Here is a 20896-nt window from a genome sequence, read left to right as displayed (position 1 = left end):
TCGCCGCTCCGGCCCTCCCGCCGGCCGGCGCCGCACGGGAGGAACCCATGTCCGAGACGCCGCAGCACGGCAGCTTCGTCTGGAACGAGCTCAACAGCCCCGATCCCGCCGCCGCCAAGGCCTTCTACACCCGGCTGATGGGATGGAGCTTCGCGCCCTTCCCCATGGCGGAGGGCGAGTACTGGATCATCAAGAAGGGCGACACGGAGATCGGCGGCCTGTTTCCGCTCGCCGGGCCGGACTTCAAGGACATGCCGGCGCACTGGATGACCTACATCGCCATCGACGACGTCGATGCGCGCGCCGGGGAGGCGCAGGCCGCCGGCGGCACCATCGTCAGGCCGCCCTTCGACGTGCCCGGCGTCGGCCGGATCGCCATCGTGCGGGATGCCGAAGGTGCCTATATGGGTTGGATCACGCCAAAAATGTGAGGCGGCGCAAGGCCCTGATGACGGTAGGGCATTAGGCGATTCCGACATTCGCATGTCATGTTGAAGGCGCAGGTGCGTCGATCAAGTGGCGCTCCGGCGTCCGCACGACCTCTATCAACCTGCGAAGTGAAGGAAATTCCGAACGATGCAGATGCCCCTCCCGGCTTCCCCCATCCGTGCCTGTGGCTATTCCCTGCGTGAAGGCAGTCCCGAGTTCGACGATCTCGGTCTCTCTCTCGACGAAGCGGAGGCGCTCGGCGTCGATGTGGTGGAACTGCCGGTCTATGCGTGGCACCTCATCGTCGGCGGCCGGGTGCTGACCGGCCGGCTCGCCGACCTCACAAGCAGCCTAGCCGGCCGCAAGCTCCGCTACACGGTGCACGGGCCGCTCTCGATCAACCTGATGGACCTGCCCGAGCGGCTGTCGCGCCATGAAGCGGTGCTGGACGCCGCAATCGAGATCGCCGGCACCATCGGTGCCGACAAACTGGTCATCCATACCGGCATCGTGCGCGAGCAGGGCGACGACATCGAGGTCGCCTATGCCCGCCAGCGCGATGCGCTGGTCCGCGCCGGCGACCGCGCCGCCGCCGCCGGGCTGACGCTGTGCGTCGAGAACATCTTCCGCTTTGCCGGCGCGCGGGAGACCGCGACCCCGCTGAAGCTGGCCGGCGAGCTCGCCGCCATCGACCACGACGCGGTGAGGGCGACGCTCGACGTCAGCCATGCCTTCATCCGCTGCGCCGAGACCCGGCACGACCCGATCGCCGAGATCGCGGCGCTGGCGCCGTATGTCGCGCATCTGCACCTGCATGACAGCTTCGGCCGGCCGAGCGACCTGTGGACCTATCATCCCGCCGAGGCCGTGGCCTTCGGCGAGGGCGACCTGCACCTGCCGATCGGCTGGGGCGGCATCGACTGGCAGGCGGTCGCCGAGGCGGCGCCGCTCACCTCCGCCGTGACGGCGATCCTGGAGCTCAACCCGCGTCACTGGCGGGAGATCGGCACCCAGGTGCCGGTGCTCAGGGAACTGGCGGGACGGTTCCGCGGCGTCGCCACCGCCGTGGCGGCCTGAGGCGTCGCGGCGGCTCCCCGCCGCGCATTGCGCAAGCAAGCCGCGGTCAGCCGGCCAAGGCCGCGATTCAATCCAACATGGCTCGGATTCAACCCGAGAAGGCTTCTTGCAGGCGCGTAACGCCGCCCCTATATCGGCGAGCGAACGACGCTCGGAAAAAGCGTCGTACCCAATCTATCGGAGGCCGGTCCGGGGGGACGGCGTGGCGCGACGAGCGCCGGTGTCGTTCCTCTCCGGGTGCTTCATGAGGCCCGGCCGGCCTGCCAGAAGGAGAATATATATGTCTAAAGTCATCGGCATCGACCTCGGCACGACCAATAGCTGCGTCGCGGTCATGGAAGGCTCCACGCCCAAGGTGATCGAGAACGCCGAAGGCGCCCGTACCACGCCCTCCATCGTCGCCTTTACCGAAGATGGCGAGCGCCTCGTCGGCCAGCCGGCCAAGCGCCAGGCGGTCACCAATCCCGAGCGCACCTTCTTCGCGGTGAAGCGCCTGATCGGCCGCCGCTACGACGACCCGATCATCGAGAAGGACAAGAAGCTCGTTCCCTATTCCATTGTGAAGGGCGACAATGGCGACGCCTGGCTCGAATCGGACGGCAAGAAATATTCGCCTTCGCAGATCTCCGCCTTCACGCTGCAGAAGATGAAGGAGACCGCGGAGGCCTATCTCGGCGCCAAGGTCGATAAGGCGGTGATCACCGTCCCGGCCTATTTCAACGACGCCCAGCGCCAGGCCACCAAGGACGCCGGCCGCATCGCCGGCCTCGAAGTGCTCCGCATCATCAACGAGCCGACGGCGGCGGCGCTCGCCTACGGCCTCGACAAGAAGTCGGCCGGCACCATCGCGGTCTATGACCTCGGCGGCGGCACCTTCGACGTGTCGGTGCTGGAGATCGGCGACGGCGTGTTCGAGGTGAAGTCGACCAACGGCGACACCTTCCTCGGCGGCGAAGACTTCGACATGCGCCTGGTGAACTACCTGGCGGACGAATTCAAAAAGGAGCAGGGCATCGACCTGCGCAACGACAAGCTCGCTTTGCAGCGCCTCAAGGAGGCCGCCGAAAAGGCGAAGATCGAGCTGTCCAGCGCGCAGCAGACCGAGATCAACCTGCCCTTCATCACCGCCGACGCCTCCGGGCCGAAGCACCTGACCATGAAGCTCACCCGCGCCAAGTTCGAGGCGCTGGTGGACGACCTGATCCAGCGCACCGTCGAGCCCTGCCGCAAGGCGCTCAAGGACGCCGGCCTGTCGGCCGGACAGATCGACGAAGTGGTGCTGGTCGGCGGCATGACCCGCATGCCTAAGGTGCAGGAGATCGTGAAGCAGTTCTTCGGCAAGGAGCCCCACAAGGGCGTCAACCCGGATGAAGTGGTCGCCATCGGCGCCGCCATCCAGGCGGGCGTGCTGCAGGGCGACGTGAAGGACGTGCTGCTGCTCGACGTGACCCCGCTGTCGCTCGGCATCGAGACGCTGGGTGGCGTGTTCACCCGCCTGATCGACCGCAACACCACCATCCCGACCAAGAAGAGCCAGGTGTTCTCCACGGCGGAAGACGGCCAGACCGCGGTGACCATCCGCGTGTTCCAGGGCGAGCGCGAAATGGCGGCGGACAACAAGATCCTCGGCCAGTTCGACCTTGTCGGCATCCCGCCGGCGCCGCGTGGCGTGCCGCAGATCGAGGTCGCCTTCGACATCGACGCCAATGGCATCGTCAACGTCTCGGCCAAGGACAAGGGCACCGGCAAGGAGCAGCAGATCCGCATCCAGGCTTCGGGCGGCCTGTCCGACGCCGACATCGAGAAGATGGTGCGGGACGCCGAGGCGCATGCCGCCGACGACAAGCAGCGCCGCGCGCTGGTGGAAGCCAAGAACCATGGCGAGGCGCTGATCCACTCGACCGAGAAGGCCCTTGCCGAGCATGGCGACAAGGTCGGCGCAGCCGAGAAGGGCGCGATCGAGACCGGCATCGCCGAGCTGAAGACCGCGCTGGAAGGTGACGACGCCGAGGCGATCGCCGCCAAGACCAACGCCCTCGCCCAGGCCTCCCTCAAGCTGGGTGAGGCGATGTACGCCGCCCAGCAGGGCGGCGGTGAGGCCGAGGCCGGCGCGCCGAAGGACGACGTGGTGGATGCCGAGTTCACCGAGGTCGACGACGACAAGAAGAAGTCGGCCTGATCGGCTTCTCCGACACCCCGCCCCGGGAGTCCGCTTCCGGGGCGGCTTTGTAGTGACGACGCAGGCGAGCGTGCCCAGGCCCCGGCAGATTTGCTGCCGGATGGAGTTTCCGGCGGCAAGCTTCCTGCATGTAACGGGCCCGAGCGTCCCGCCAGCCTGCGCGCATCCATGACGGATCCGAACGGCACGGCTGGCCGGTGGACAGAACGATTCGGCGGCACGGCGACCCATGGCCAAGATCGACTATTACGAACTGCTCGAAGTCACCCGCACCTGCTCGGACGGGGAACTCAAATCGAGCTATCGCAAGCTCGCCATGAAGTGGCATCCCGACAAGAACCCCGGCGATGCCGCCGCGGAGGCGCGCTTCAAGCAGATCAGCGAAGCCTATGACGTGCTGAAGGATCCGCAGAAGCGCTCCGCCTATGACCGCTTCGGCCATGCCGCCTTCGAGAATGGTTCGGGCGGCGGCGCCGGTGCCGGCTTCGGCAATGATTTCGCCTCCACCTTCTCCGACATCTTCGACGACCTGTTCGGGATGGGTGGCGGCGGTGGCGGGCGGCGCAGCGGCGGCGGGCGCGGCACCGGCCGCGAGCGCGGGGCGGACCTGCGCTACAACATGGAAATCACGCTTGAGGATGCCTTCTCCGGCAAGGATGCCACGCTGCACCTGCCGACCTCGATCACCTGCGAGGCCTGCACCGGCACCGGCGCCAAGCCGGGCACCCAGCCGACCACCTGCCGCACCTGCGGCGGCGCCGGCCGCGTGCGGCAGGCGCAGGGCTTCTTCACCCTGGAGCGCACCTGCCCGAGCTGCCAGGGCCGCGGCCAGGTGATCGAGGATCCCTGCCCGGCCTGCGCCGGCGCCGGGAAGGTCACCAAGGAGCGCACGCTGGAGGTCGCGATCCCCGCCGGCGTCGAGGACGGCACCCGCATTCGCCTCGGCGGCGAAGGCGAGGCCGGGACGCGCGGCGGCCCGGCGGGCGACCTCTACATCTTCCTGTCCATCGCTCCGCACGACTTCTTCCAGCGCGACGGCGCCGACCTGTTCTGCCGGGCGCCGATCTCGATGGTGACGGCGGCGCTGGGCGGCTCGTTCGAGGTGCCGACCATCGACGGCGACACCTCGAAGGTGAAGATCCCCGAAGGCACCCAGTCCGGCAAGCGCTTCCGCCTCGGCGGCAAGGGCATGCCGGTGCTGCGCACCCGCACCCGCGGCGACATGTATGTGCAGGTGGTGGTGGAGACGCCGCAGAACCTCACTCGCCGCCAGCGCGAACTGCTCACCGAGTTCGAGGCGGAATCCTCGACTGAAAATCATCCCGAGGCGCATGGCTTCTTCGCCAAGGTCAAGGATTTCTTCGCCGGCGACGCGGAATGACGTCGACGCGTGACGTATCGGCAGCGGCCGGAACCTCCGGCCGATGTAACGCCCGCGTCATCGCAGTGACTTAACATTGCCCGATAGCGCGCATAGTCTTCCAGGATTGCATTTCGTCCCCTTCATTCACGGCCGTTCCGTTTCGGCGCTCTGGAATCCAAGTGGCATGCTGCATCGTTCCTGCTCCGACGGCCAAAAGGCACGTCCCGACGAAGTCCGCTTCCTCCAATCCTGGCTGCAGGATCCGCTACGCACCGGAGCGGTGTCGCCGTCCGGCCGGGCGCTGGCGCGCACCATGGCCGGCTATGTCGACCCCGATGCGGACGGCCCGGTCATCGAGCTCGGGCCTGGCACCGGGCCGGTGACGGCGGCGCTGATCGCCCGCGGCGTGGCGCCGGAGCGGCTGGTGCTGATCGAGTACAACCCGGAATTCTGCAACCTGCTCAAGGCGCGCTTTCCCGGCGCGACGGTGATCCGCGGCGATGCCTACGGCATCGGCAAGACGCTTGACGGCTCGCTCGACAAGCCGGCGGCGGCGGTGGTCTCCTCGCTGCCGCTGTTCACCCGGCCAGTGGCCGAACGCTACAGCCTGCTCGACCAGTCCTTCGACTTGTCGCGGCCGCAGGCGCCGTTCATCCAGTTCACCTATGCGGTGGTGTCGCCGGTGCCGTTGCAGCCCGAGCGCTTCGATTCCCACCGCAGCCCGCGCATCTGGGCCAATCTGCCGCCGGCCCGCGTCTGGGTGTATCGTTCCCGCACCGCCTGACATCCGCCCCCGGCGGCGGAGCGGCCGGGGGCATTCCCCGCACCCAGCCCGCCATCAACACGCCCCTGCGGAGAGAGCCATGCGCCCGCCCAAGATCCTCACCTTCGCCGGCTCGATCCGCACCGGCTCCTATTCGGCGAATCTGGCGGCTGTGGCCGCCAAGGAGCTTGCCTTGCTCGGCGCCGAGCCGGTGCTGATCTCGCTCCAGGACTACCCGCTGCCGATCTACGACGCCGATCTCGAAGCCGAGGAAGGCGTGCCGCAGGCCGCCGAGCAGTTGCGCGACCAGCTGGCGCTGGCCGACGGGGTGTTCATCGCCACGCCGGAATACAATGCCTCCGTGTCGCCGCTGCTGAAGAACGCCATCGACTGGGCGAGCCGCGCCAAGGGCGCGCCGGGCGGCGGCGGGCACGACCCCTTCAAGGGGCCGGTCTTCGCCATCGGCTCGACCTCGCCCGGCGCGCTCGGCGGCTATCGCGCGGCGATGATGCTGCGCCAGGTGCTGGCGCTCGGGCTGAGCGCGCTAGTGCTCGCCGAGCAGGCGATGGTGCCCGCCGCGCACCAGGCTTTCACCGACGCCGGGGATTTCAAGGACGATCGTCAGCTCGAACGCTTGCGCGGAACGCTGCGCACGCTTATCGACCAGTCGGCGCTGCGCGCAGGCCTGCGCGCCTAGCGCCAGGCCACCGCGCCGAAGCCACCGCCCCGCAGCCACTGCCCGCAGCCACCGTGCCGCGGCGCGGAGCCTGAGGACCAGTCGACCGGAGACCGCCGATGAGCCCCGCCGCGCGCCTTGCCGTTGCCGATCCGCGCGACCGGCTGATCGTCGCTCTCGACCTACCCTCGCTGCGGGCGGCCGAGGACGTAGTCTCGAAGCTCGGTGACACCGTCAGCTTCTACAAGATCGGCTATGAGCTCGGGTTTGCCGGCGGCCTCGGCTTCGCCCGCGAGCTGATCGGCGAGGGCAAGAAGGTCTTCATCGACTTCAAGCTGCACGACATCGGCAATACCGTGGCGCGCGGCGTGGCGAGCGTCGCCGGCATGGGCGCCAGCTTCCTCACCGTGCATGCCTATCCGCAGACCATGCGCGCGGCGATGGAAGGCAAGGGCGCCAGCCCGTTGCGCATCCTCGCCGTGACCGTGCTGACCTCCTATGACGAGGCCGACCTCGCCGAGGCCGGCTATGCCGCGGGCGTCGACGAAACGGTGCGCCGGCGCGTGGAGCAGGCGCGCGAGACCGGCATCGACGGCATTGTCTGCGCTCCGACCGACGCTGCCATGGTGCGCGGGGTGCTGGGGCCGAAGCGCGCCATCGTCACGCCCGGCGTACGGCCGGCCGGCTCCGCCGCCGGCGACCAGAAGCGCATCGCCACGCCGGCCGCCGCCATCCGCGCCGGCGCCGACCATCTGGTGGTCGGCCGGCCGATCATCGCCTCGCCCGATCCGGCCGCCGCCGCCCGCGCCGTACAGGCCGAGATCGCCGCCGCGCTCGCGGCCGCCTGAATTTTCCGAACGGGAAGGTTTCGACAGCATGGCCAAGGGTTACTGGATCAGCCGCATCGACGTGAACGACGCCGAAGCCTACAAGCCCTATGTCGCCGGCGCCGATGCGGCGATCGCCGCCTATGGTGGCCGCTTCCTGGTGCGCGGCGGCGCGTTCGAGGCGCCCGAGGGCGTTGCCCGCGCGCGCAACGTGGTCGTCGAGTTCAAGGATTACGAGACCGCGCTCGCCTGCTTCAACTCGCCGGAATACCAGGCCGCCTACAAGTACCGGCTCGCCGCCTCCGATGGCGAGCACCTCGTCATCGAGGAATATGAGGGCAGCCAGCCGGCGGCGGGGGTGATCGACGGGCCGGCCTCCGGGCCGGGCACCGCCTATTGGGTGATGCGCATCGACGTGCACGATGCCGAGGGCTACAAGCCCTATATCGCCGCCGATGCCATCGCCATCGAGAGCTCGAAGGGCTGGTTCCTGGTGCGCGGCGGCAAGCACGAGGCGGTGCACGGCCCCGCCCGCTCGCGCAATGTGGTATTGGCGTTCAAAGACTACGCGACCGCCGTCGCCGCCTATCATTCGCCCGAGTACCAGGCCGCGCTCGGCTTCCGTAAGGCCGCCGCCGACGCCGAGGTGATCATCATCCACGGCGCCGAATAGGGCCGCTGGATGTGAAGACGCCGGCCGGAAGCGGATTCGCCCGGCCGGACCACCGCCGGATGTGGACAAGGCGGAACGGGTCTGCTATGTGCGCACACCTTGATCGGATCTGCGCGGTTTCCGCCCAAAGTCGGGATGCCGCCTCCGGTCGCCGATATTCAACGCATGCGCGATAGCGAAGGCACGAAGAGGAAGACACGTGCAGGTTCTCGTTCGGGACAACAATGTCGATCAGGCCCTGAAGGCCCTCAAGAAGAAGATGCAGCGCGAAGGCATTTTCCGCGAGATGAAGCTGCGCGGCCATTACGAGAAGCCTTCCGAGAAGCGTGCCCGCGAGGAGGCCGAGGCCATCCGTCGCGCGCGCAAGCTGGCTCGCAAGCGCGCCCAGCGCGAAGGCCTGCTGCCGTCCAAGCCAAAGCCGACGATCGGCGGCCGCTGATCGCGGCCCCTTCGGGGCTCGTCGACTATCCGATGAGCGCGGTGACGATGTCGCCGCGCTTTTTGGTGTTTCCGGACCGATGATCACGGATCGCATTTGCCGCCGCCGCTGATCGGCAGGACCGGAGCGCGAGGCGAGATGGCGAACAGCGCGAAAACCCAGGCTTGCAATCCGGCCATGGTCCCGACCGGGGCCGGCGGGGTGAGTATCTGCGATCTGCGCACCGCTCTCCATTTCGCCCCCATCGTGGCCGATCGGGTCTGGCGTGCCTGGTGGCAGGACGAGGGCGTGCCGCTGGATGCGCTGCGCGCGCGGCTGGAGGAAAGCCTCGGCACCGAGCCGGTACCGACCACCCTGGTGGCCCATCGCGACGCGCACTTCCTCGGCACCGTCTCGCTGATCGCCAGCGACGTGGAGCAGCGCCCGGCGCTGTCGCCCTGGGTGGCGGCGTTGTGGGTGGAGCCGGCGCATCGGCGAGCCGGGATCGGCGCGGCGCTGGTCGAGGCCGCGAGCCACCTCGCCTTGCGCCTCGGCCATCGACGGGTCCATCTCGCGGCGCTGCCGGAAAACGCCGGATACTACCGCCGCCGCGACTGGACCACGCTTGAGGCTGATGTGGGCGGGCTGGAAATCCTCAGCCGGGCATCGCTGCCCGATTGACGGGCATCACTGGCGGTTCATCGGCACCGTGTATTCGCCGGCACGGATGCGCTCGGCGAGGCGGGCGGCGAAATCGGCAGCCGCGTCCTCGCCATAGGTGGCGACCATCGAGCGGATGGCGGTGAACAGCGCCGCCTGGGCGAGACAGTCCTCGTCGAGACCGTCATAGACCGCCTCGTTCCACGCCTCATCGAGATAGGCGAGCGCGGCATGGCGCTCATCTTCCTGCGCCCGCTCGGCAGCGGGATCGATGGCGGTCGGATCGGTAATCTCGGACAAACTGGCACCTCCGCGCGTGCTGGCCGCGCCCCGACTCACCATAGCACGACGATCCCGATGGTCTGCCCATGTTTTGAACAAGGGTTAACGGCGCTCGGTAATTCGCCGGGCTGTGTCTTTTCAGCCGCGACTGTTGCTCAATAGCCGCAGAATGCGGCCGGAGCATGTTCCCTCGACGACAGGACCTTCAAGGCCAAGGCCCTCAAGGCCAAGGCCGCCCGCGTGATCAGCAATCAGAGGGCGATCTCGAACGGCTCGCCCAGCATCGCCTCGCTGCCACGGCCGATGCCGGCAATCGCCGCGCTCATCCGCCCCTGCCGGCCGAGCGCGGCATCGGCGAGCGAGACCAGCAGCGCGTTGGGGGTGGCGCTGGGCGAGGCGGCGCGCAGGGCACGGGCAATCGCCGCCTCGTCGCGCTCGGGGGCGAGCGCACAAGCGGCGATGAAGGCCGAGGCGGTGGAGCGGCTGATGCCGGCAAAGCAGTGCACCACCAGCGGCGCCTGGCGCGGCCAGCTGCGGGCGAAGCCGAGGATCGCCTCGACATGTTCCGCCGCCGGATGGATCAACCCTTGCTGCGGTTCCACTATGTCGTTGAAGCCGATGAAAAGATGGTCCTCGGCGCGGATGGCGGCCGGACGCGGGACCGGCGTGCCGAGATTGATCACGGTAAGCACATGCGAGGCGCGGGTTCGCGTCACCGTCTCCTCGAGACGCGAGAGCGGGCAGACATGGATCATGGCGGGCCTCCGGCCGAGGGGTCGTGCAAGGGTATCGAGGCAAGCTCGGTGAAACGGGCGAGGAAACGCGCCTTGGCTTCACCCGCGCTCCAGGGCGAGAGATGCTCGCGCTCGACGGCCGGGTCGAGCGGAAACGGCGTGCCGAAGAACCGCCTGGCTTCATCGACCTTGAAGCCGGCGAGGCGGGTGGCCTCCAGGAAGGCGCTGGCGCGGTCGGCAGCCTTCACCTTCTTCACCAGCACCGCCGGCCACTGCGCCGGCAGGCCGAAGCGCAGGCTCACCGCCGCCAGCAGGCGCGCCTCGACGCCCTTATAGTCGCCGCCCAGCACCGCCTTGAACGGGCTGATCATGTCGCCGACCACATATTCCGGTGCGTCGTGCAGCAGCATGGCGAGGCGCCAGCGGCGGTCGAGCTCGACGCCGGCGACCTCCGCCTGCCGGCGGGCGATCAGTTCGACCAGCACCGAGTGCTGGGCGACGGAGAAGATCTGCTCGCCGCTGGTCTGGCCGTTCCAGCGGGCGACGCGGGCAAGGCCGTGGGCGATGTCCTCGATCTCGATGTCGAGCGGCGAGGGGTCGAGCAGATCGAGCCGCCGGCCGGAGAGCATACGCTGCCAGGCGCGCGGCGCGCGCGGTGCGCTCAACGCCGGCCCCCGAATTCGCGTGCGCCGTGCCGGTGGCAGGTGAGGTCGTGGTCGTCCACCATGCCCACCGCCTGCATGAAGGCATAGACGATGGTCGGGCCGACGAAGTTGAAGCCACGACTTTTCAGCTCCTTCGACATCGCCTGCGCCACCGGCGAAGTAACGAGCGATGGCGCGCCCTCCTCGCGGCGATTGTCCAGCGTCGGGCCGTTAATGTCCCAGAGCCATGCCGAGAAGCCCGGCCCCTTGCCCATGATATCGAGATAGACGCGGGCGGAGCGGATGGTGGCCTCGATCTTGGCGCGGTTGCGCACGATGCCGGCATCCTGCATCAGCGCCTCGACCTTGTCCGGCCCGTAGCCGGCGATGATCTCCGGTTCGAAGCCGTCAAAGGCGCGGCGGAAGCCGTCGCGCTTGCGCAGGATGGTGATCCAGGCGAGGCCGGCCTGGAAGCCGTCGAGGATCAGCTTCTCGAACAGGGCGCGGTCGTCGCGCTCCGGCACGCCCCATTCCTCGTCGTGATAGGCGACATAGAGCGGATCGGTGCCGCACCACCGGCAGCGATGCCGGCCGTCGGCGTGCAGAGGATTGGTGTCCTGGGACATCAGGCGGCGCTCCCGGCGCCGGGAATGGCGAAGCTCGCCCATTCGAGCCGCTCGGGCACCAGCGTCGCGCCGTCCGCCTCGATGGCCAACCCGGATTCGCGTGCTTCGGCGAGGCGGTCGAGGCGGATCAGCGCCAGCAGCCGCCCCTCGACGCCGGAACCGACGGTGCCGAGCGTCTTGCCGCCGGCAAGGATCGGCGTGCCGGGTGCCGGCGGCTCGCCGCAAATGGCGAAAGGCACGATGCGGGTGCGCGCGGTGCCGCGATGCTGCATGCGGCTGACGATTTCCTGGCCGACATAGCAGCCCTTGTCGAAGTCGATGCCGTGCAGTTGGTCCATATCCGCCTCATGCGGGAAGGCGTCGGCATAGGTGAAGTCGCGCCCGCCTTCCGGCACGCCGAGCGCCACCCTGTGCGCCTGCCAGGCCGCTTCGTCGGCATCGAGGGCGACGGCGACATCGGGGGCGAGCAGGAAGCGGGTGCCGAGCGCCGGCAGGCGCGGATCGGTGAAGGCGGTAGCACCCGCGGGCGGCACGGCATCGCCCCAGGCGACACCGACGCGCCAACCCTCCAGCGCCGCGATCTCCACCTTGGCGCGCAGGCGGTAAAGCGTCAGGCGCTTGAGCAGATCGGCAAGGCGGTCGGCGGGCAGATCGAGGCGGAAGCCGCCCTCGACGCCGAGCACGAACATGTCGGCGATGATCTTGCCCTGCGGGGTCAGCAGCGCGGCATAGCGCGCCGCCCCCGGCGCCGGGGTGCGTGCGGTGAGCAGATTGTCGAGGAAGTGCACCGCATCGGCGCCGTCGATCCGGGCAACGGCGCGCTGTTCGTGAAGAGCGATGGGCATTCAGCCGTCTCCCGGCACCATGGACGCCGGTATGGGCACCGACTCGACCGGCGGACCGGCCGTTCCGCACAGGTAAGGCGCGCCGGCGACGCGGGCAAGAGCCGCCGGAGACTGGCAGGGCACGGTCTCGACCGGGACGCTTCGAAAGGACGGCGATGCGCCGGCTCTCACGTCCGGCGCGGCGCGGCCGGCGCGCCAATGTCGACGCCGTGGCCGGTGAGATCGCCGCTGGGATAGACACCGCTCAGCACTTCGTCGAAATGGCGGCGCACCGCGTCGGAACAGTCGCAGCTGATCTGCCGCAGCCGCGTCGCGTCCTTCACCACCAGCCGGCCGCGGCGGGTATCGACGGCACCCGCTTCGCGCAGCGAATTCAGCACCCGGCCAATATAGGAGCGGCCGACCGCCAGCATGGCGGCGAGTTGCTCCTGGGTGAGGCGGACATTCTCGTCGCCGGTGCGTTCCATGGCACCGAGCAGCCATTTGGCGGTGCGCTGCTCGATGGAATGCGCGGCGTTGCAGGCCACCGACTGGAAGATCTGCGCCAGCAGGCAATCGGCATAGCGAGAGAAGAGGTGGCGCAGGTTGAGCGAGTGCTCCTTGGCGCGCTCGAGATCGGCGCTATCGAGGCGCAACAGCGCCCCGCCGATCTGCACCTGCGCCCGGCAATAGGCCGGCAGCCGGCCCTGGCTGACGATGCCGCCGACGGCTCCCTCGCGCCCGACCATGCCGACCTCGGCGGGACGGCCATCCTCCAGCATCACCATGAAGGAGACGAGGGTCGGGCCGCAGGGGAAATAGACGGTGCGCACGTCGTCGCCCGGCTCGTAGAGCACCGCCCCGGCCGGACGCTCCAGCCGCATCAGATGGCCGCGCAGCAGCGCAAAATCCACCTCCCGCACCGCCGCGAGAAGATTGTTGCCGGTCGCCGTGCCGTTGATCGGGATATTGGTCGCGCCCGTCGCCGCCATATCGCTCCACCCCTGTTCGCCTTCGACAGACAGGCAACGCAGTAGGGGGAGAAATGTTCACCAGTGTGCAGAAGCCGGCGCCGGGGGCCTCTACAAGACGGTATCTTAGGCTGGCAAGCATGGGCATGTTCGCCGCGCGGTGAATCAGGAGCGTCCGCATCAATGGCAGTTAAGGACGGGGCATGGCGCCGGGGCGGCGATCGCCGCGGTTCATTCCGGCATGCTCGCAAAATGGCCGTCCCGCGGCATGGCTGAGCCGCATCGGGCCGGATCGCCCAGGGTTTCGCTGTTCTGGAAGCTGGTCACCGCGGCACGGCCGCTGCGCCACCATCGCTGGCTGGGCGATGCCGTCGGCCTCGTCATGCTTGCCGCGGCGGTGGCGCTGCGCTTCGCCGTCGACGACGTGCTGCCACCGGGCTTTCCCTTCCTCACCTTCTTCCCGGCGGTGATCCTCAGCACCTTCTTCTGCGGGTTGCGGCCAGGCATCACCTGCGCGGCGCTGTCCACCCTCGCCGCCTGGGTGTTCTTCATCGGTCCGGCGACCGGCATGAACATCGCCGACGGCCAGGCGTTGATGGCGCTGGCCTTCTTCGTCGCCATCGCCTCCATCGACATCACGCTGATCCACTTCACCTTCAGCGCCGCCGAGCAGCTGCGCGAGGAGGAGGCGACCACCGCCCGGCTCTATGAGAGCCAGCGCATCATGTTCCAGGAGTTGCAGCACCGCGTCGCCAACAACATGCAGTTCGTGGCGGCGCTGCTGAACCTGCACAAGCGCCGCGCCGCCGACGAGCCGGGGCATGCGCTGGTGGCGCTCGACGAGGCGCGCCTGCGGCTCGACACCATCTCGCGCATTCACCGCCACCTCTATGCCCCCGAGCGGCTGGACATGCCGACCGACCGGTATCTGCGCGAGCTGTGCGGCGATCTCATCGCCGCGGCCGGCGTCGAGGACATCGCCTGCGAGGTCTCCTCGCCGGACCTGCCGCTGAACGTGGCGCAGCTGACCACGCTCTCCATGCTGGTCGCCGAGATCGTCACCAATTCGCTCAAGCACGCCTTTGCGCCCGGCAGCGGCGGCACGGTGCGCATCACGGTGACGCCGCGTGGGGAACGTCGCTTCGAGATTGTCGTTGCCGATGATGGACGTGGCCTGCCACAGGGGGTGGACCTGGTCGGCGGCAAGAGCCTCGGCTGGCGGATCATCCAGGGCCTCGCCGCCCAGCTCGGCGGCGAGGTGCGGCTTGCCGGCGCCGCCAGCGGCAGGGGCACGGCGGTGAGGGTGGAGTTCGCCCTCGCCTGAGCGGCCCCACTGCCGAGCCGATGCGCGGCCCTCCCGGCGGAACCCTCGCGCGACCCTTCGGACATGGCCTTGCGGCCGGAACTGGGTTAAGAGCGCCGAAGCGCTTCCATCACCAGCGGGGACACCATGACCCAGACCTTCGACCTTCTCCTCAAGGGCGGCACCGTGGTGAACCAGGACGGCATCGCCCCGCGGGATGTCGGCGTGACCGGCGGGCGCATCGCCGGCATCGGTTCCTTCGACGCCGCCCAGGCCGGCGAGACGATCGACTGCACCGGCCTGCACGTGCTGCCGGGGGTGATCGACACCCAGGTGCATTTCCGCGAGCCTGGCATGGAGCACAAGGAAGACCTTGAAACCGGCTCCCGAGCGGCGGTGATGGGCGGGGTGACCGCGGTGTTCGAGATGCCGAACACCAATCCGCTGACCACCTCGGCCAGCGCGCTCGAGGACAAGATCGCCCGCGCCACGGGCCGCATGCATTGCGACTTCGCCTTCTTCGTCGGCGGCACCCATGAGAACGTCAAGGACCTGCCGGAGCTGGAGATGCTGCCCGGCGCCGCCGGCATCAAGGTGTTCATCGGCTCCTCCACCGGCTCGCTGCTGGTGGCCGACGATCCGGGCGTGAAGGCGATCCTGCAGGTGATCCGCCGCCGCGCCTCGTTCCATTGCGAGGACGAGCCGCGCCTGTCCGAGCGCAAGGGCCTGCGCGTGCCGGGCGATGCCTCCTCGCATCCGGTGTGGCGCGACGAGATCGCCGCGCTGACCGCCACCACCCGCCTCGTCAACCTCGCCCGCGAGGTCGGCAAGCGCGTGCATGTGCTGCATGTCACCTCGGCCGAGGAAATGGCGTTCCTGCGCGACAACAAGGACGTCGCCACCGTCGAGGTGACGCCGCACCACCTCACCATGGATGCGAGCTGGTACGGCAAGCTCGGCTCGCTGGTGCAGATGAACCCGCCGGTGCGCGAGGCCCGGCACCGCGCCGCGCTGTGGCAGGCGCTGGCCGACGGCGTGGTCGACGTGCTCGGCTCCGACCATGCGCCGCACACGCTGGAGGAGAAGGCCAAGCCCTATCCCGACAGCCCCTCCGGCATGACCGGGGTGCAGACGCTGGTGCCGATGATGCTCGACCATGTGAATGCCGGGCGGCTAACGCTGGAGCGCTTCATCGACCTCGCCAGCGCCGGGCCGGCGCGCATCTTCAACATCGCCACCAAGGGGCGGATCGCGGTCGGCTATGACGCCGACTTCACCGTGGTCGACCTCAAGCGGCGCGAGACCATCCGCAATGGCTGGATCGCCTCCAAGCCGGGCTGGACGCCCTATGACGGGGTGGAGGTCACCGGCTGGCCGGTCGGAACCTTCGTGCGCGGCACGAAGGTGATGTGGGACGGCGAGCTGGCGACACCGTCGCAGGGAGCGCCGGTGCGCTTCATGGATGCGCTGAAGCCGCTGTGAGGTTCTTCGCCTCTCCCCGAGGGGGAGAGGTCGCCGCGCAGCGGCGGGTGAGGGGGCACAACGCTTCGACGTGTTGCGAAGGCGCCAACCCTAGCTTCTTCCCGTTGTCGCAAAGGACCCCTCACCCCAGCCCTCTCCCCGACGGGGAGAGGGAGCATGTCCCTCAATACGTCACTTCCGCCAGATACAGCCCCGCCGACGGCGCCATCGGGCCGCAGCGCGTGCGGTCCGCCGCCGCCAGCGCCGCGCCGACATCCTCCGGCGTCCACGCCCCTTCCCCAACCTTCACCAGCGTGCCGACCATCGAGCGCACCTGATGGTGCAGGAACGATCGCGCGGCGGCGTGCACGCGGATCTCGCTGCCGAAATCGAGCGGCACCTGCTCCACCTCCAGCCGGTCCAGCGTCTTCACCGGCGAGGCGGCCTGGCAGCCTATGGCGCGGAAGGTGGTGAAGTCGTGCCGGCCGATCAGGTGCCTTGCCCCTTCCGCCATCGCCGCGGCATCGAGCGGGCGCAGGATTTTCCACGCGCGGTTGCGCTCCAGCGCGAGATCGGCGCGGCGGATGATGATCCGGTAGAGATAGCGGCGGCCGGTTGCCGAGAAGCGGGCGTGGAAATCATCCGCCGCCACCTCCGCCGCCAGCACGGCGACCGGCAAGGGCCGCAGATGTGCGTTCATGGCGTCGCGCACCGTGTCCGGGCGCCAGTCCTTCGCCAGCTCGACATGGGCGACCTGCCCGGTGGCGTGGACGCCGGCATCGGTGCGCCCCGCCCCCTGCACATGCACGCGCTCGCCGGAAAAGCGCTCCACCGCATCGGTGAGCGCGCCCTGCACGGACGCGCCGACGGCCTGGATCTGCCAGCCGACGAAGGGCGTGCCGTCATATTCGATGGTGAGCTTGTAGCGGGGCATGATCGTATCCTCGCGGCTCTGTAGCGCCGGCCGGGCGCGCCGTCACTATCTCGTCCCGCGCACTTGCTCCGAAGGACCGGGTTCGGCATCGTGCGCGCCCGACAGGAGCCCGCCATGACCGCCCCGACCACCGACCGCACCGACATCGTAGACCCGAACGACCATGTCGTGCTGATCGACGGCTCGGCCTATATCTTCCGCGCCTATCACGCGCTGCCGCCGCTCACCCGCTCGTCCGACAAGCTGCCCGTCGGCGCGGTGGCCGGCTTCTGCAACATGCTGTGGAAACTGGTGCGGGCGCAGGGCTTCTCCCCCGCCCCGACCCATCTCGCGGTGGTGTTCGACAAGAGCGAGCAGACCTTCCGCAAGGATATCTACCCGCTCTACAAGGCGCAGCGTCCCGACCTGCCGGAAGACCTGATCCCGCAATTCCCGCTGATCCGCGAGGCTACCCGCGCCTTCGACCTCGCCTGCGTCGAGCAGGCCGGCTTCGAGGCCGACGACATCATGGCCACCTATGCCGAGCAGGCGAAGAAGCGCGGCGCACGGGTCACCATCATCTCCTCCGACAAGGACCTGATGCAGCTGGTGGACGACAATGTCCGCATGTACGACCCGATGAAGGACAAGACGATCGGCGCCGAGGAGGTGTTCGAGAAATTCGGCGTCACCCCGGACAAGGTCATCGACGTGCAGTCGCTGGCCGGCGATTCGGTGGACAACGTGCCGGGCGTGCCGGGCATCGGCATCAAGACCGCGGCGCAGCTGCTCGCCGACTATGGCGACCTCGACACGCTGCTGGCCCGCGCCGGCGAGATCAAGCAGACCAAGCGCCGCGAGAACCTGATCGAATTCGCCGACCAGGCGCGGCTGTCGCGCGAACTGGTGACGCTGAAGCGTGACGTGCCAGTGGAGGTACCGCTCGACGAGATCGCGGTGGTGGAGCCGGAAGGCAAGCGGCTGGTCGCCTTTCTCAAGGCGATGGAGTTCACCACCCTCACCCGCCGCGTCGGCGAGGCCTATGAGATCGAGATCGCCGCCATCGAGCCGGATGAGCGGCTGAAGGCCGGAGCGCCGGCCTCGCTGGCCTTTGCCGAGGCGGCCGGATTGGGGCCGCAGGCCGAGGAGGGCGGAGAAGCCGGCGCGGCGGCCGGTTTCACCACAGGAGGTGGCGATGACCCGCGTCTGTCGCCAACCAGACGTGCCGTGGCGCGCGTCGAGGAAGCCGGCAAGACCCCGGTGGACCGCTCCCGCTACGAGACGGTGACGAGCCTCGCTCGCTTGCAGGCCTGGGTCGGCAAGGCGTTCGAGACCGGATTCATAGCCATCGACACCGAAACCAATTCGCTCGACGCCATGCAGGCCGAGCTGGTCGGCTTCTCGCTGGCGCTGGCCCCCAACGAGGCCTGCTACGTGCCGCTCCAGCATGTGGGCGCCGGCGACGGGCTGTTCAGCGAGGGGATGATCCCCGGCCAGATCCCGCTCGCCGAGGCGCTGGCGACGATCAAGCCGCTGCTGGAGGATCCGGCGGTGCTGAAGATCGGCCAGAACCTCAAATATGACTGGCTGATCCTCGCCCGCCACGGCATCGAGATCGCCCCCTATGACGACACGATGCTGCTCTCCTATGTGCTGGACGCCGGCGCCTCGCCGCACGGCATGGACCCGCTCTCCATGCGCTGGCTGAACCACACGCCGATCAAGTACGAGGAGGTCGCCGGCAAGGGGAAGGGCGCCGTCACCTTCGACCGCGTCGCCATCGAGAAGGCGGTGGAGTACGCCGCCGAGGATGCCGACGTCACGCTCAGGCTTTGGCGGGTGCTGAAGGCGCGGCTGGTGGCAGAACGCAAGAGCGCGGTCTATGAGACGCTCGAGCGGCCGCTGGTTACCGTGCTCGCCAATATGGAGCGGCGCGGCATCCTGATCGACCGCCAGATGCTGTCGCGGCTGTCCGGCGACTTCGCGCAGGGCATGGCGCGGCTGGAGGCCGAGATCGGCGAGATGGCGGGCGAGAGCTTCAATCCCGGCTCGCCCAAGCAGCTCGGCGACATATTGTTCGGCAAGATGCAGATTCCCGGCGGACGCAAGACGCCGACCGGCGCCTGGTCGACCGGCGCCGACGTGCTGGAGGAACTCGCCGAGCAAGGGCACGAACTGCCCCGTCGCATCCTCGACTGGCGCCAGCTGCAAAAGCTGAAATCGACCTATGCCGACGCGCTGCCGACCTATGTGAACCCACATTCCGGCCGGGTGCATACGAGTTTCGCGCTGGCGGCGACGACGACCGGCCGGCTCTCCTCCTCCGAGCCGAACCTGCAGAACATCCCGGTGCGCACCGAGGAAGGCCGCAAGATCCGCAAGGCGTTCGTCGCCGCGCCCGGCCACAAGCTGGTCTCGGCCGACTATTCGCAGATCGAACTGCGGCTGCTCGCCGAGATCGCCGACACGCCCTCGCTGCGCCAGGCGTTCCAGGACGGGCTCGACATCCATGCGATGACGGCGTCGGAGATGTTCGGCGTGCCGATCGCCGGCATGCCGAGCGAGGTGCGACGGCGCGCCAAGGCGATCAATTTCGGCATCATCTACGGCATCTCGGCCTTCGGGCTCGCCAACCAGCTCTCAATCCCGCGCGAGGAGGCGGGGGCCTATATCAAGCGCTATTTCGAGCGCTTCCCCGGCATCCGCGCCTATATGGACGAGACGCGCACCTTCGCCCGCGAGCACGGCTATGTGGAGACGCTGTTTGGCCGGCGCTGCCACTATCCCGACATCGCCGCCAAGAACCCGTCGATCCGCGCCTTCAACGAGCGGGCGGCGATCAATGCCCGGCTACAGGGTTCGGCGGCCGACATCATCCGCCGCGCCATGGTGCGCATGGATGCGGCGCTCTCCCGCGCCAAGCTGGACGCCCGCATGCTGTTGCAGGTGCATGACGAACTGATCTTCGAGGTGCCGGACGATCAGATCGCCGCGACCATCCCGGTGATCGCCAAGGTAATGGAGGAGGCGCCGCTGCCGGCGCTGGCGCTCAAGGTGCCGCTGAAGGTCGACGCCCGCGCCGCCGCCAATTGGGACGAGGCGCATTGAGGGCAGGGGCCTACGCCAACGCCGCGATTTCAAACGATAGAGCTGCTTCCTCTCCCCGATGGGGAGAGGGAAAGAAAAGAACGCCTCAGTGCGCGGCTTCCCGTACCCGGTCGAGCCGCTCGATGATCGCCTTGGCGATCAGCGTTACCAGCGCCACCGCGGTGAGCAGCGTCGCCACCGCGAAGGCGGCGACCGCGTTGTTGTCCTGGTACAGCAGCTCGATCTGCAGCGGCAGCGTGTTGGTCTGGCCGCGTATGTTGCCGGAGACGATCGACACCGCGCCGAACTCGCCCATCACCCGCGCATTGCACAGCGCCGCCCCGTAGAGCAGCGCGAAGCGGACATTGGGCAGCGTCACCGTCCGCAGGATGCGCCAGCCGCCGGCCCCCAGCGTCACCGCCGCCTCTTCCTCCTCCGACCCCTGCGCGATCATCAGCGGGATCAGCTCGCGGGCGACGAAGGGCGCGGTGACGAACAGGCTCGCCAGCATGATGCCGGGCACCGCGAACATGATCTTGATGTCATGCGCCTCGAGGAACGGCCCGAGCAGGCCTTGCGCGCCATAGACGAACAGATAGGCGACGCCGGCGATGATCGGCGAGATAGAGAAGGGCAGTTCCACCAGCGCCACCAGCAGGTTGCGGCCGGGGAAGCTGAACTTGGCGATGCACCAGGCGGCGGCGATGCCGAAACCGATATTGATCGGCACCACCACCAGTGCGGTGATCAGCGTCAGCCAGATCGCGTATTGCGTGTCCGGCGCGGCGAAGGAGCTGGCATAGGCGCCCCAGCCATGGCGCAGCGCCTCGGCGAAGATGGCGACGAGCGGTGCCACCAGAACCAGCGCGGTGACCAGCAGCACGGCGCCGATCAGCACCCGGCGGGTGGTCGCACCGGAGCCGACGCGCACGCGGGCGCCGAGAGCATCCTTGCGGGGACGGGGAATGATCGGCGAAGTGGCCATG

21 protein-coding genes are annotated in these 20896 nt (G+C 68.7%); 13 read left to right on the top strand and 8 right to left on the bottom strand.

Translation table 11 applies throughout. The features are described from left to right. Positions 1 to 47 precede the first annotated feature (47 nt). From KHC24_RS23880 to KHC24_RS23835, 10 genes are all read left to right on the top strand, one after another. On the top strand, positions 48 to 431 hold the full coding sequence (locus KHC24_RS23880) for a VOC family protein (protein WP_213366764.1): 384 nt from the start codon (positions 48 to 50) through the stop codon (positions 429 to 431). A gap of 145 nt (positions 432 to 576) precedes the next feature. Continuing rightward, positions 577 to 1506 (top strand): sugar phosphate isomerase/epimerase family protein, encoded by a 930-nt coding sequence (locus KHC24_RS23875; protein WP_213366762.1) that lies wholly within the window; start codon positions 577 to 579, stop codon positions 1504 to 1506. 280 nt (positions 1507 to 1786) lie between these two features. After that, positions 1787 to 3685, top strand: coding sequence for a molecular chaperone DnaK (gene dnaK / locus KHC24_RS23870; RefSeq protein ID WP_213366760.1), 1899 nt, complete (start codon positions 1787 to 1789; stop codon positions 3683 to 3685). A gap of 229 nt (positions 3686 to 3914) precedes the next feature. Continuing rightward, complete coding sequence (dnaJ, locus tag KHC24_RS23865; protein ID WP_213366758.1) at positions 3915 to 5066, top strand: molecular chaperone DnaJ; 1152 nt, start codon at positions 3915 to 3917, stop codon at positions 5064 to 5066. Between the two features lie 166 nt (positions 5067 to 5232). After that, a complete protein-coding gene (locus tag KHC24_RS23860) occupies positions 5233 to 5832 on the top strand; it encodes a class I SAM-dependent methyltransferase (protein ID WP_213366756.1) in 600 nt (199 codons plus the stop codon). Between the two features lie 79 nt (positions 5833 to 5911). Further along, positions 5912 to 6508, top strand: coding sequence for an NADPH-dependent FMN reductase (locus tag KHC24_RS23855; RefSeq protein ID WP_213366754.1), 597 nt, complete (start codon positions 5912 to 5914; stop codon positions 6506 to 6508). A 98-nt stretch (positions 6509 to 6606) separates the two neighbouring features. Continuing rightward, a complete protein-coding gene (pyrF, locus tag KHC24_RS23850; RefSeq protein ID WP_213366753.1) occupies positions 6607 to 7335 on the top strand; it encodes an orotidine-5'-phosphate decarboxylase in 729 nt (242 codons plus the stop codon). A gap of 28 nt (positions 7336 to 7363) precedes the next feature. Further along, positions 7364 to 7987, top strand: coding sequence for a DUF1330 domain-containing protein (locus tag KHC24_RS25485; RefSeq protein ID WP_213366751.1), 624 nt, complete (start codon positions 7364 to 7366; stop codon positions 7985 to 7987). 199 nt (positions 7988 to 8186) lie between these two features. Next, positions 8187 to 8426 carry a 30S ribosomal protein S21 gene (rpsU, locus tag KHC24_RS23840; RefSeq protein WP_213366749.1) on the top strand — a complete coding sequence of 80 codons (240 nt, stop codon included), beginning with the start codon at positions 8187 to 8189 and terminating at the stop codon, positions 8424 to 8426. A 177-nt stretch (positions 8427 to 8603) separates the two neighbouring features. After that, complete coding sequence (locus KHC24_RS23835; protein WP_213366747.1) at positions 8604 to 9086, top strand: GNAT family N-acetyltransferase; 483 nt, start codon at positions 8604 to 8606, stop codon at positions 9084 to 9086. A 6-nt stretch (positions 9087 to 9092) separates the two neighbouring features. Here KHC24_RS23835 and KHC24_RS23830 read toward each other — a convergent pair whose 3' ends face one another. From KHC24_RS23830 to KHC24_RS23805, 6 genes are all read right to left on the bottom strand, one after another. Beyond that, the gene (locus tag KHC24_RS23830) at positions 9093 to 9365 is read right to left on the bottom strand and encodes a hypothetical protein (protein ID WP_213366745.1); all 273 of its coding nucleotides are present in this window, start codon (positions 9363 to 9365) and stop codon (positions 9093 to 9095) included. Positions 9366 to 9598: 233 nt separating this feature from the next. Next, positions 9599 to 10102 (bottom strand): tyrosine phosphatase family protein, encoded by a 504-nt coding sequence (locus tag KHC24_RS23825; RefSeq protein WP_213366743.1) that lies wholly within the window; start codon positions 10100 to 10102, stop codon positions 9599 to 9601. Continuing rightward, positions 10099 to 10710 carry an HD domain-containing protein gene (locus KHC24_RS23820; protein ID WP_213367102.1) on the bottom strand — a complete coding sequence of 204 codons (612 nt, stop codon included), beginning with the start codon at positions 10708 to 10710 and terminating at the stop codon, positions 10099 to 10101. The genes KHC24_RS23825 and KHC24_RS23820 overlap by 4 nt, the downstream gene beginning before the upstream one ends. 32 nt (positions 10711 to 10742) lie before the next feature. Beyond that, positions 10743 to 11351, bottom strand: a complete 609-nt coding sequence (locus KHC24_RS23815; RefSeq protein ID WP_246547624.1) for a DNA-3-methyladenine glycosylase I — start codon at positions 11349 to 11351, stop codon at positions 10743 to 10745. Beyond that, on the bottom strand, positions 11351 to 12196 hold the full coding sequence (gene ygfZ, locus KHC24_RS23810) for a CAF17-like 4Fe-4S cluster assembly/insertion protein YgfZ (protein ID WP_213366738.1): 846 nt from the start codon (positions 12194 to 12196) through the stop codon (positions 11351 to 11353). Before ygfZ ends, KHC24_RS23815 begins: the two co-directional genes overlap by 1 nt. A 167-nt stretch (positions 12197 to 12363) precedes the next feature. Continuing rightward, positions 12364 to 13167, bottom strand: coding sequence for a Crp/Fnr family transcriptional regulator (locus KHC24_RS23805; RefSeq protein WP_213366736.1), 804 nt, complete (start codon positions 13165 to 13167; stop codon positions 12364 to 12366). A 247-nt stretch (positions 13168 to 13414) separates the two neighbouring features. Here KHC24_RS23805 and KHC24_RS23800 point away from each other — a divergent pair, with 247 nt between their 5' ends. Both KHC24_RS23800 and KHC24_RS23795 read left to right on the top strand, forming a co-directional pair. Then, positions 13415 to 14470 carry a sensor histidine kinase gene (locus KHC24_RS23800; RefSeq protein ID WP_246547621.1) on the top strand — a complete coding sequence of 352 codons (1056 nt, stop codon included), beginning with the start codon at positions 13415 to 13417 and terminating at the stop codon, positions 14468 to 14470. 126 nt (positions 14471 to 14596) lie between these two features. Continuing rightward, positions 14597 to 15931 carry a dihydroorotase gene (locus tag KHC24_RS23795; protein ID WP_213366732.1) on the top strand — a complete coding sequence of 445 codons (1335 nt, stop codon included), beginning with the start codon at positions 14597 to 14599 and terminating at the stop codon, positions 15929 to 15931. Positions 15932 to 16094: 163 nt separating this feature from the next. On the opposite strand, the gene truA is transcribed toward KHC24_RS23795, so the two are convergent. After that, positions 16095 to 16844: a tRNA pseudouridine(38-40) synthase TruA gene (truA, locus tag KHC24_RS23790; protein ID WP_213366730.1), complete on the bottom strand. Its 750-nt coding sequence runs from the start codon at positions 16842 to 16844 to the stop codon at positions 16095 to 16097. A 114-nt stretch (positions 16845 to 16958) separates the two neighbouring features. On the opposite strand from truA, the gene polA reads away from it, so the two are divergent. Then, complete coding sequence (polA, locus tag KHC24_RS23785) at positions 16959 to 19931, top strand: DNA polymerase I (protein ID WP_213366728.1); 2973 nt, start codon at positions 16959 to 16961, stop codon at positions 19929 to 19931. A gap of 85 nt (positions 19932 to 20016) precedes the next feature. Here polA and cysW read toward each other — a convergent pair whose 3' ends face one another. After that, complete coding sequence (gene cysW, locus KHC24_RS23780; RefSeq protein WP_213366726.1) at positions 20017 to 20895, bottom strand: sulfate ABC transporter permease subunit CysW; 879 nt, start codon at positions 20893 to 20895, stop codon at positions 20017 to 20019. Position 20896: the final 1 nt, after the last annotated feature.

The organism is Ancylobacter defluvii (assembly GCF_018390605.1).
Taxonomy (GTDB): Bacteria; Pseudomonadota; Alphaproteobacteria; order Rhizobiales; family Xanthobacteraceae; genus Ancylobacter; species Ancylobacter defluvii.
Note: the sequence above shows the minus strand (reverse complement) of the source record. Positions and strands in the feature narration are given on the sequence as shown.

What these genes read in the sequence shown, in the direction of transcription:
- KHC24_RS23880 (WP_213366764.1), top strand. Translation starts at nt 48, where the DNA reads ATGTCCGAGACGCCGCAGCACGGCAGCTTCGTCTGGAACGAGCTCAAC.
- truA (WP_213366730.1), bottom strand. Translation starts at nt 16,844, where the DNA reads ATGCCCCGCTACAAGCTCACCATCGAATATGACGGCACGCCCTTCGTC.
- KHC24_RS23795 (WP_213366732.1), top strand. Translation starts at nt 14,597, where the DNA reads ATGACCCAGACCTTCGACCTTCTCCTCAAGGGCGGCACCGTGGTGAAC.
- KHC24_RS23805 (WP_213366736.1), bottom strand. Translation starts at nt 13,167, where the DNA reads ATGGCGGCGACGGGCGCGACCAATATCCCGATCAACGGCACGGCGACC.
- KHC24_RS23815 (WP_246547624.1), bottom strand. Translation starts at nt 11,351, where the DNA reads ATGTCCCAGGACACCAATCCTCTGCACGCCGACGGCCGGCATCGCTGC.
- ygfZ (WP_213366738.1), bottom strand. Translation starts at nt 12,196, where the DNA reads ATGCCCATCGCTCTTCACGAACAGCGCGCCGTTGCCCGGATCGACGGC.
- dnaJ (WP_213366758.1), top strand. Translation starts at nt 3,915, where the DNA reads ATGGCCAAGATCGACTATTACGAACTGCTCGAAGTCACCCGCACCTGC.
- polA (WP_213366728.1), top strand. Translation starts at nt 16,959, where the DNA reads ATGACCGCCCCGACCACCGACCGCACCGACATCGTAGACCCGAACGAC.
- KHC24_RS23800 (WP_246547621.1), top strand. Translation starts at nt 13,415, where the DNA reads ATGGCTGAGCCGCATCGGGCCGGATCGCCCAGGGTTTCGCTGTTCTGG.
- KHC24_RS25485 (WP_213366751.1), top strand. Translation starts at nt 7,364, where the DNA reads ATGGCCAAGGGTTACTGGATCAGCCGCATCGACGTGAACGACGCCGAA.
- pyrF (WP_213366753.1), top strand. Translation starts at nt 6,607, where the DNA reads ATGAGCCCCGCCGCGCGCCTTGCCGTTGCCGATCCGCGCGACCGGCTG.
- KHC24_RS23825 (WP_213366743.1), bottom strand. Translation starts at nt 10,102, where the DNA reads ATGATCCATGTCTGCCCGCTCTCGCGTCTCGAGGAGACGGTGACGCGA.
- KHC24_RS23860 (WP_213366756.1), top strand. Translation starts at nt 5,233, where the DNA reads ATGCTGCATCGTTCCTGCTCCGACGGCCAAAAGGCACGTCCCGACGAA.
- KHC24_RS23875 (WP_213366762.1), top strand. Translation starts at nt 577, where the DNA reads ATGCAGATGCCCCTCCCGGCTTCCCCCATCCGTGCCTGTGGCTATTCC.
- KHC24_RS23835 (WP_213366747.1), top strand. Translation starts at nt 8,604, where the DNA reads ATGGTCCCGACCGGGGCCGGCGGGGTGAGTATCTGCGATCTGCGCACC.
- KHC24_RS23855 (WP_213366754.1), top strand. Translation starts at nt 5,912, where the DNA reads ATGCGCCCGCCCAAGATCCTCACCTTCGCCGGCTCGATCCGCACCGGC.
- cysW (WP_213366726.1), bottom strand. Translation starts at nt 20,895, where the DNA reads ATGGCCACTTCGCCGATCATTCCCCGTCCCCGCAAGGATGCTCTCGGC.
- dnaK (WP_213366760.1), top strand. Translation starts at nt 1,787, where the DNA reads ATGTCTAAAGTCATCGGCATCGACCTCGGCACGACCAATAGCTGCGTC.
- KHC24_RS23820 (WP_213367102.1), bottom strand. Translation starts at nt 10,710, where the DNA reads ATGCTCTCCGGCCGGCGGCTCGATCTGCTCGACCCCTCGCCGCTCGAC.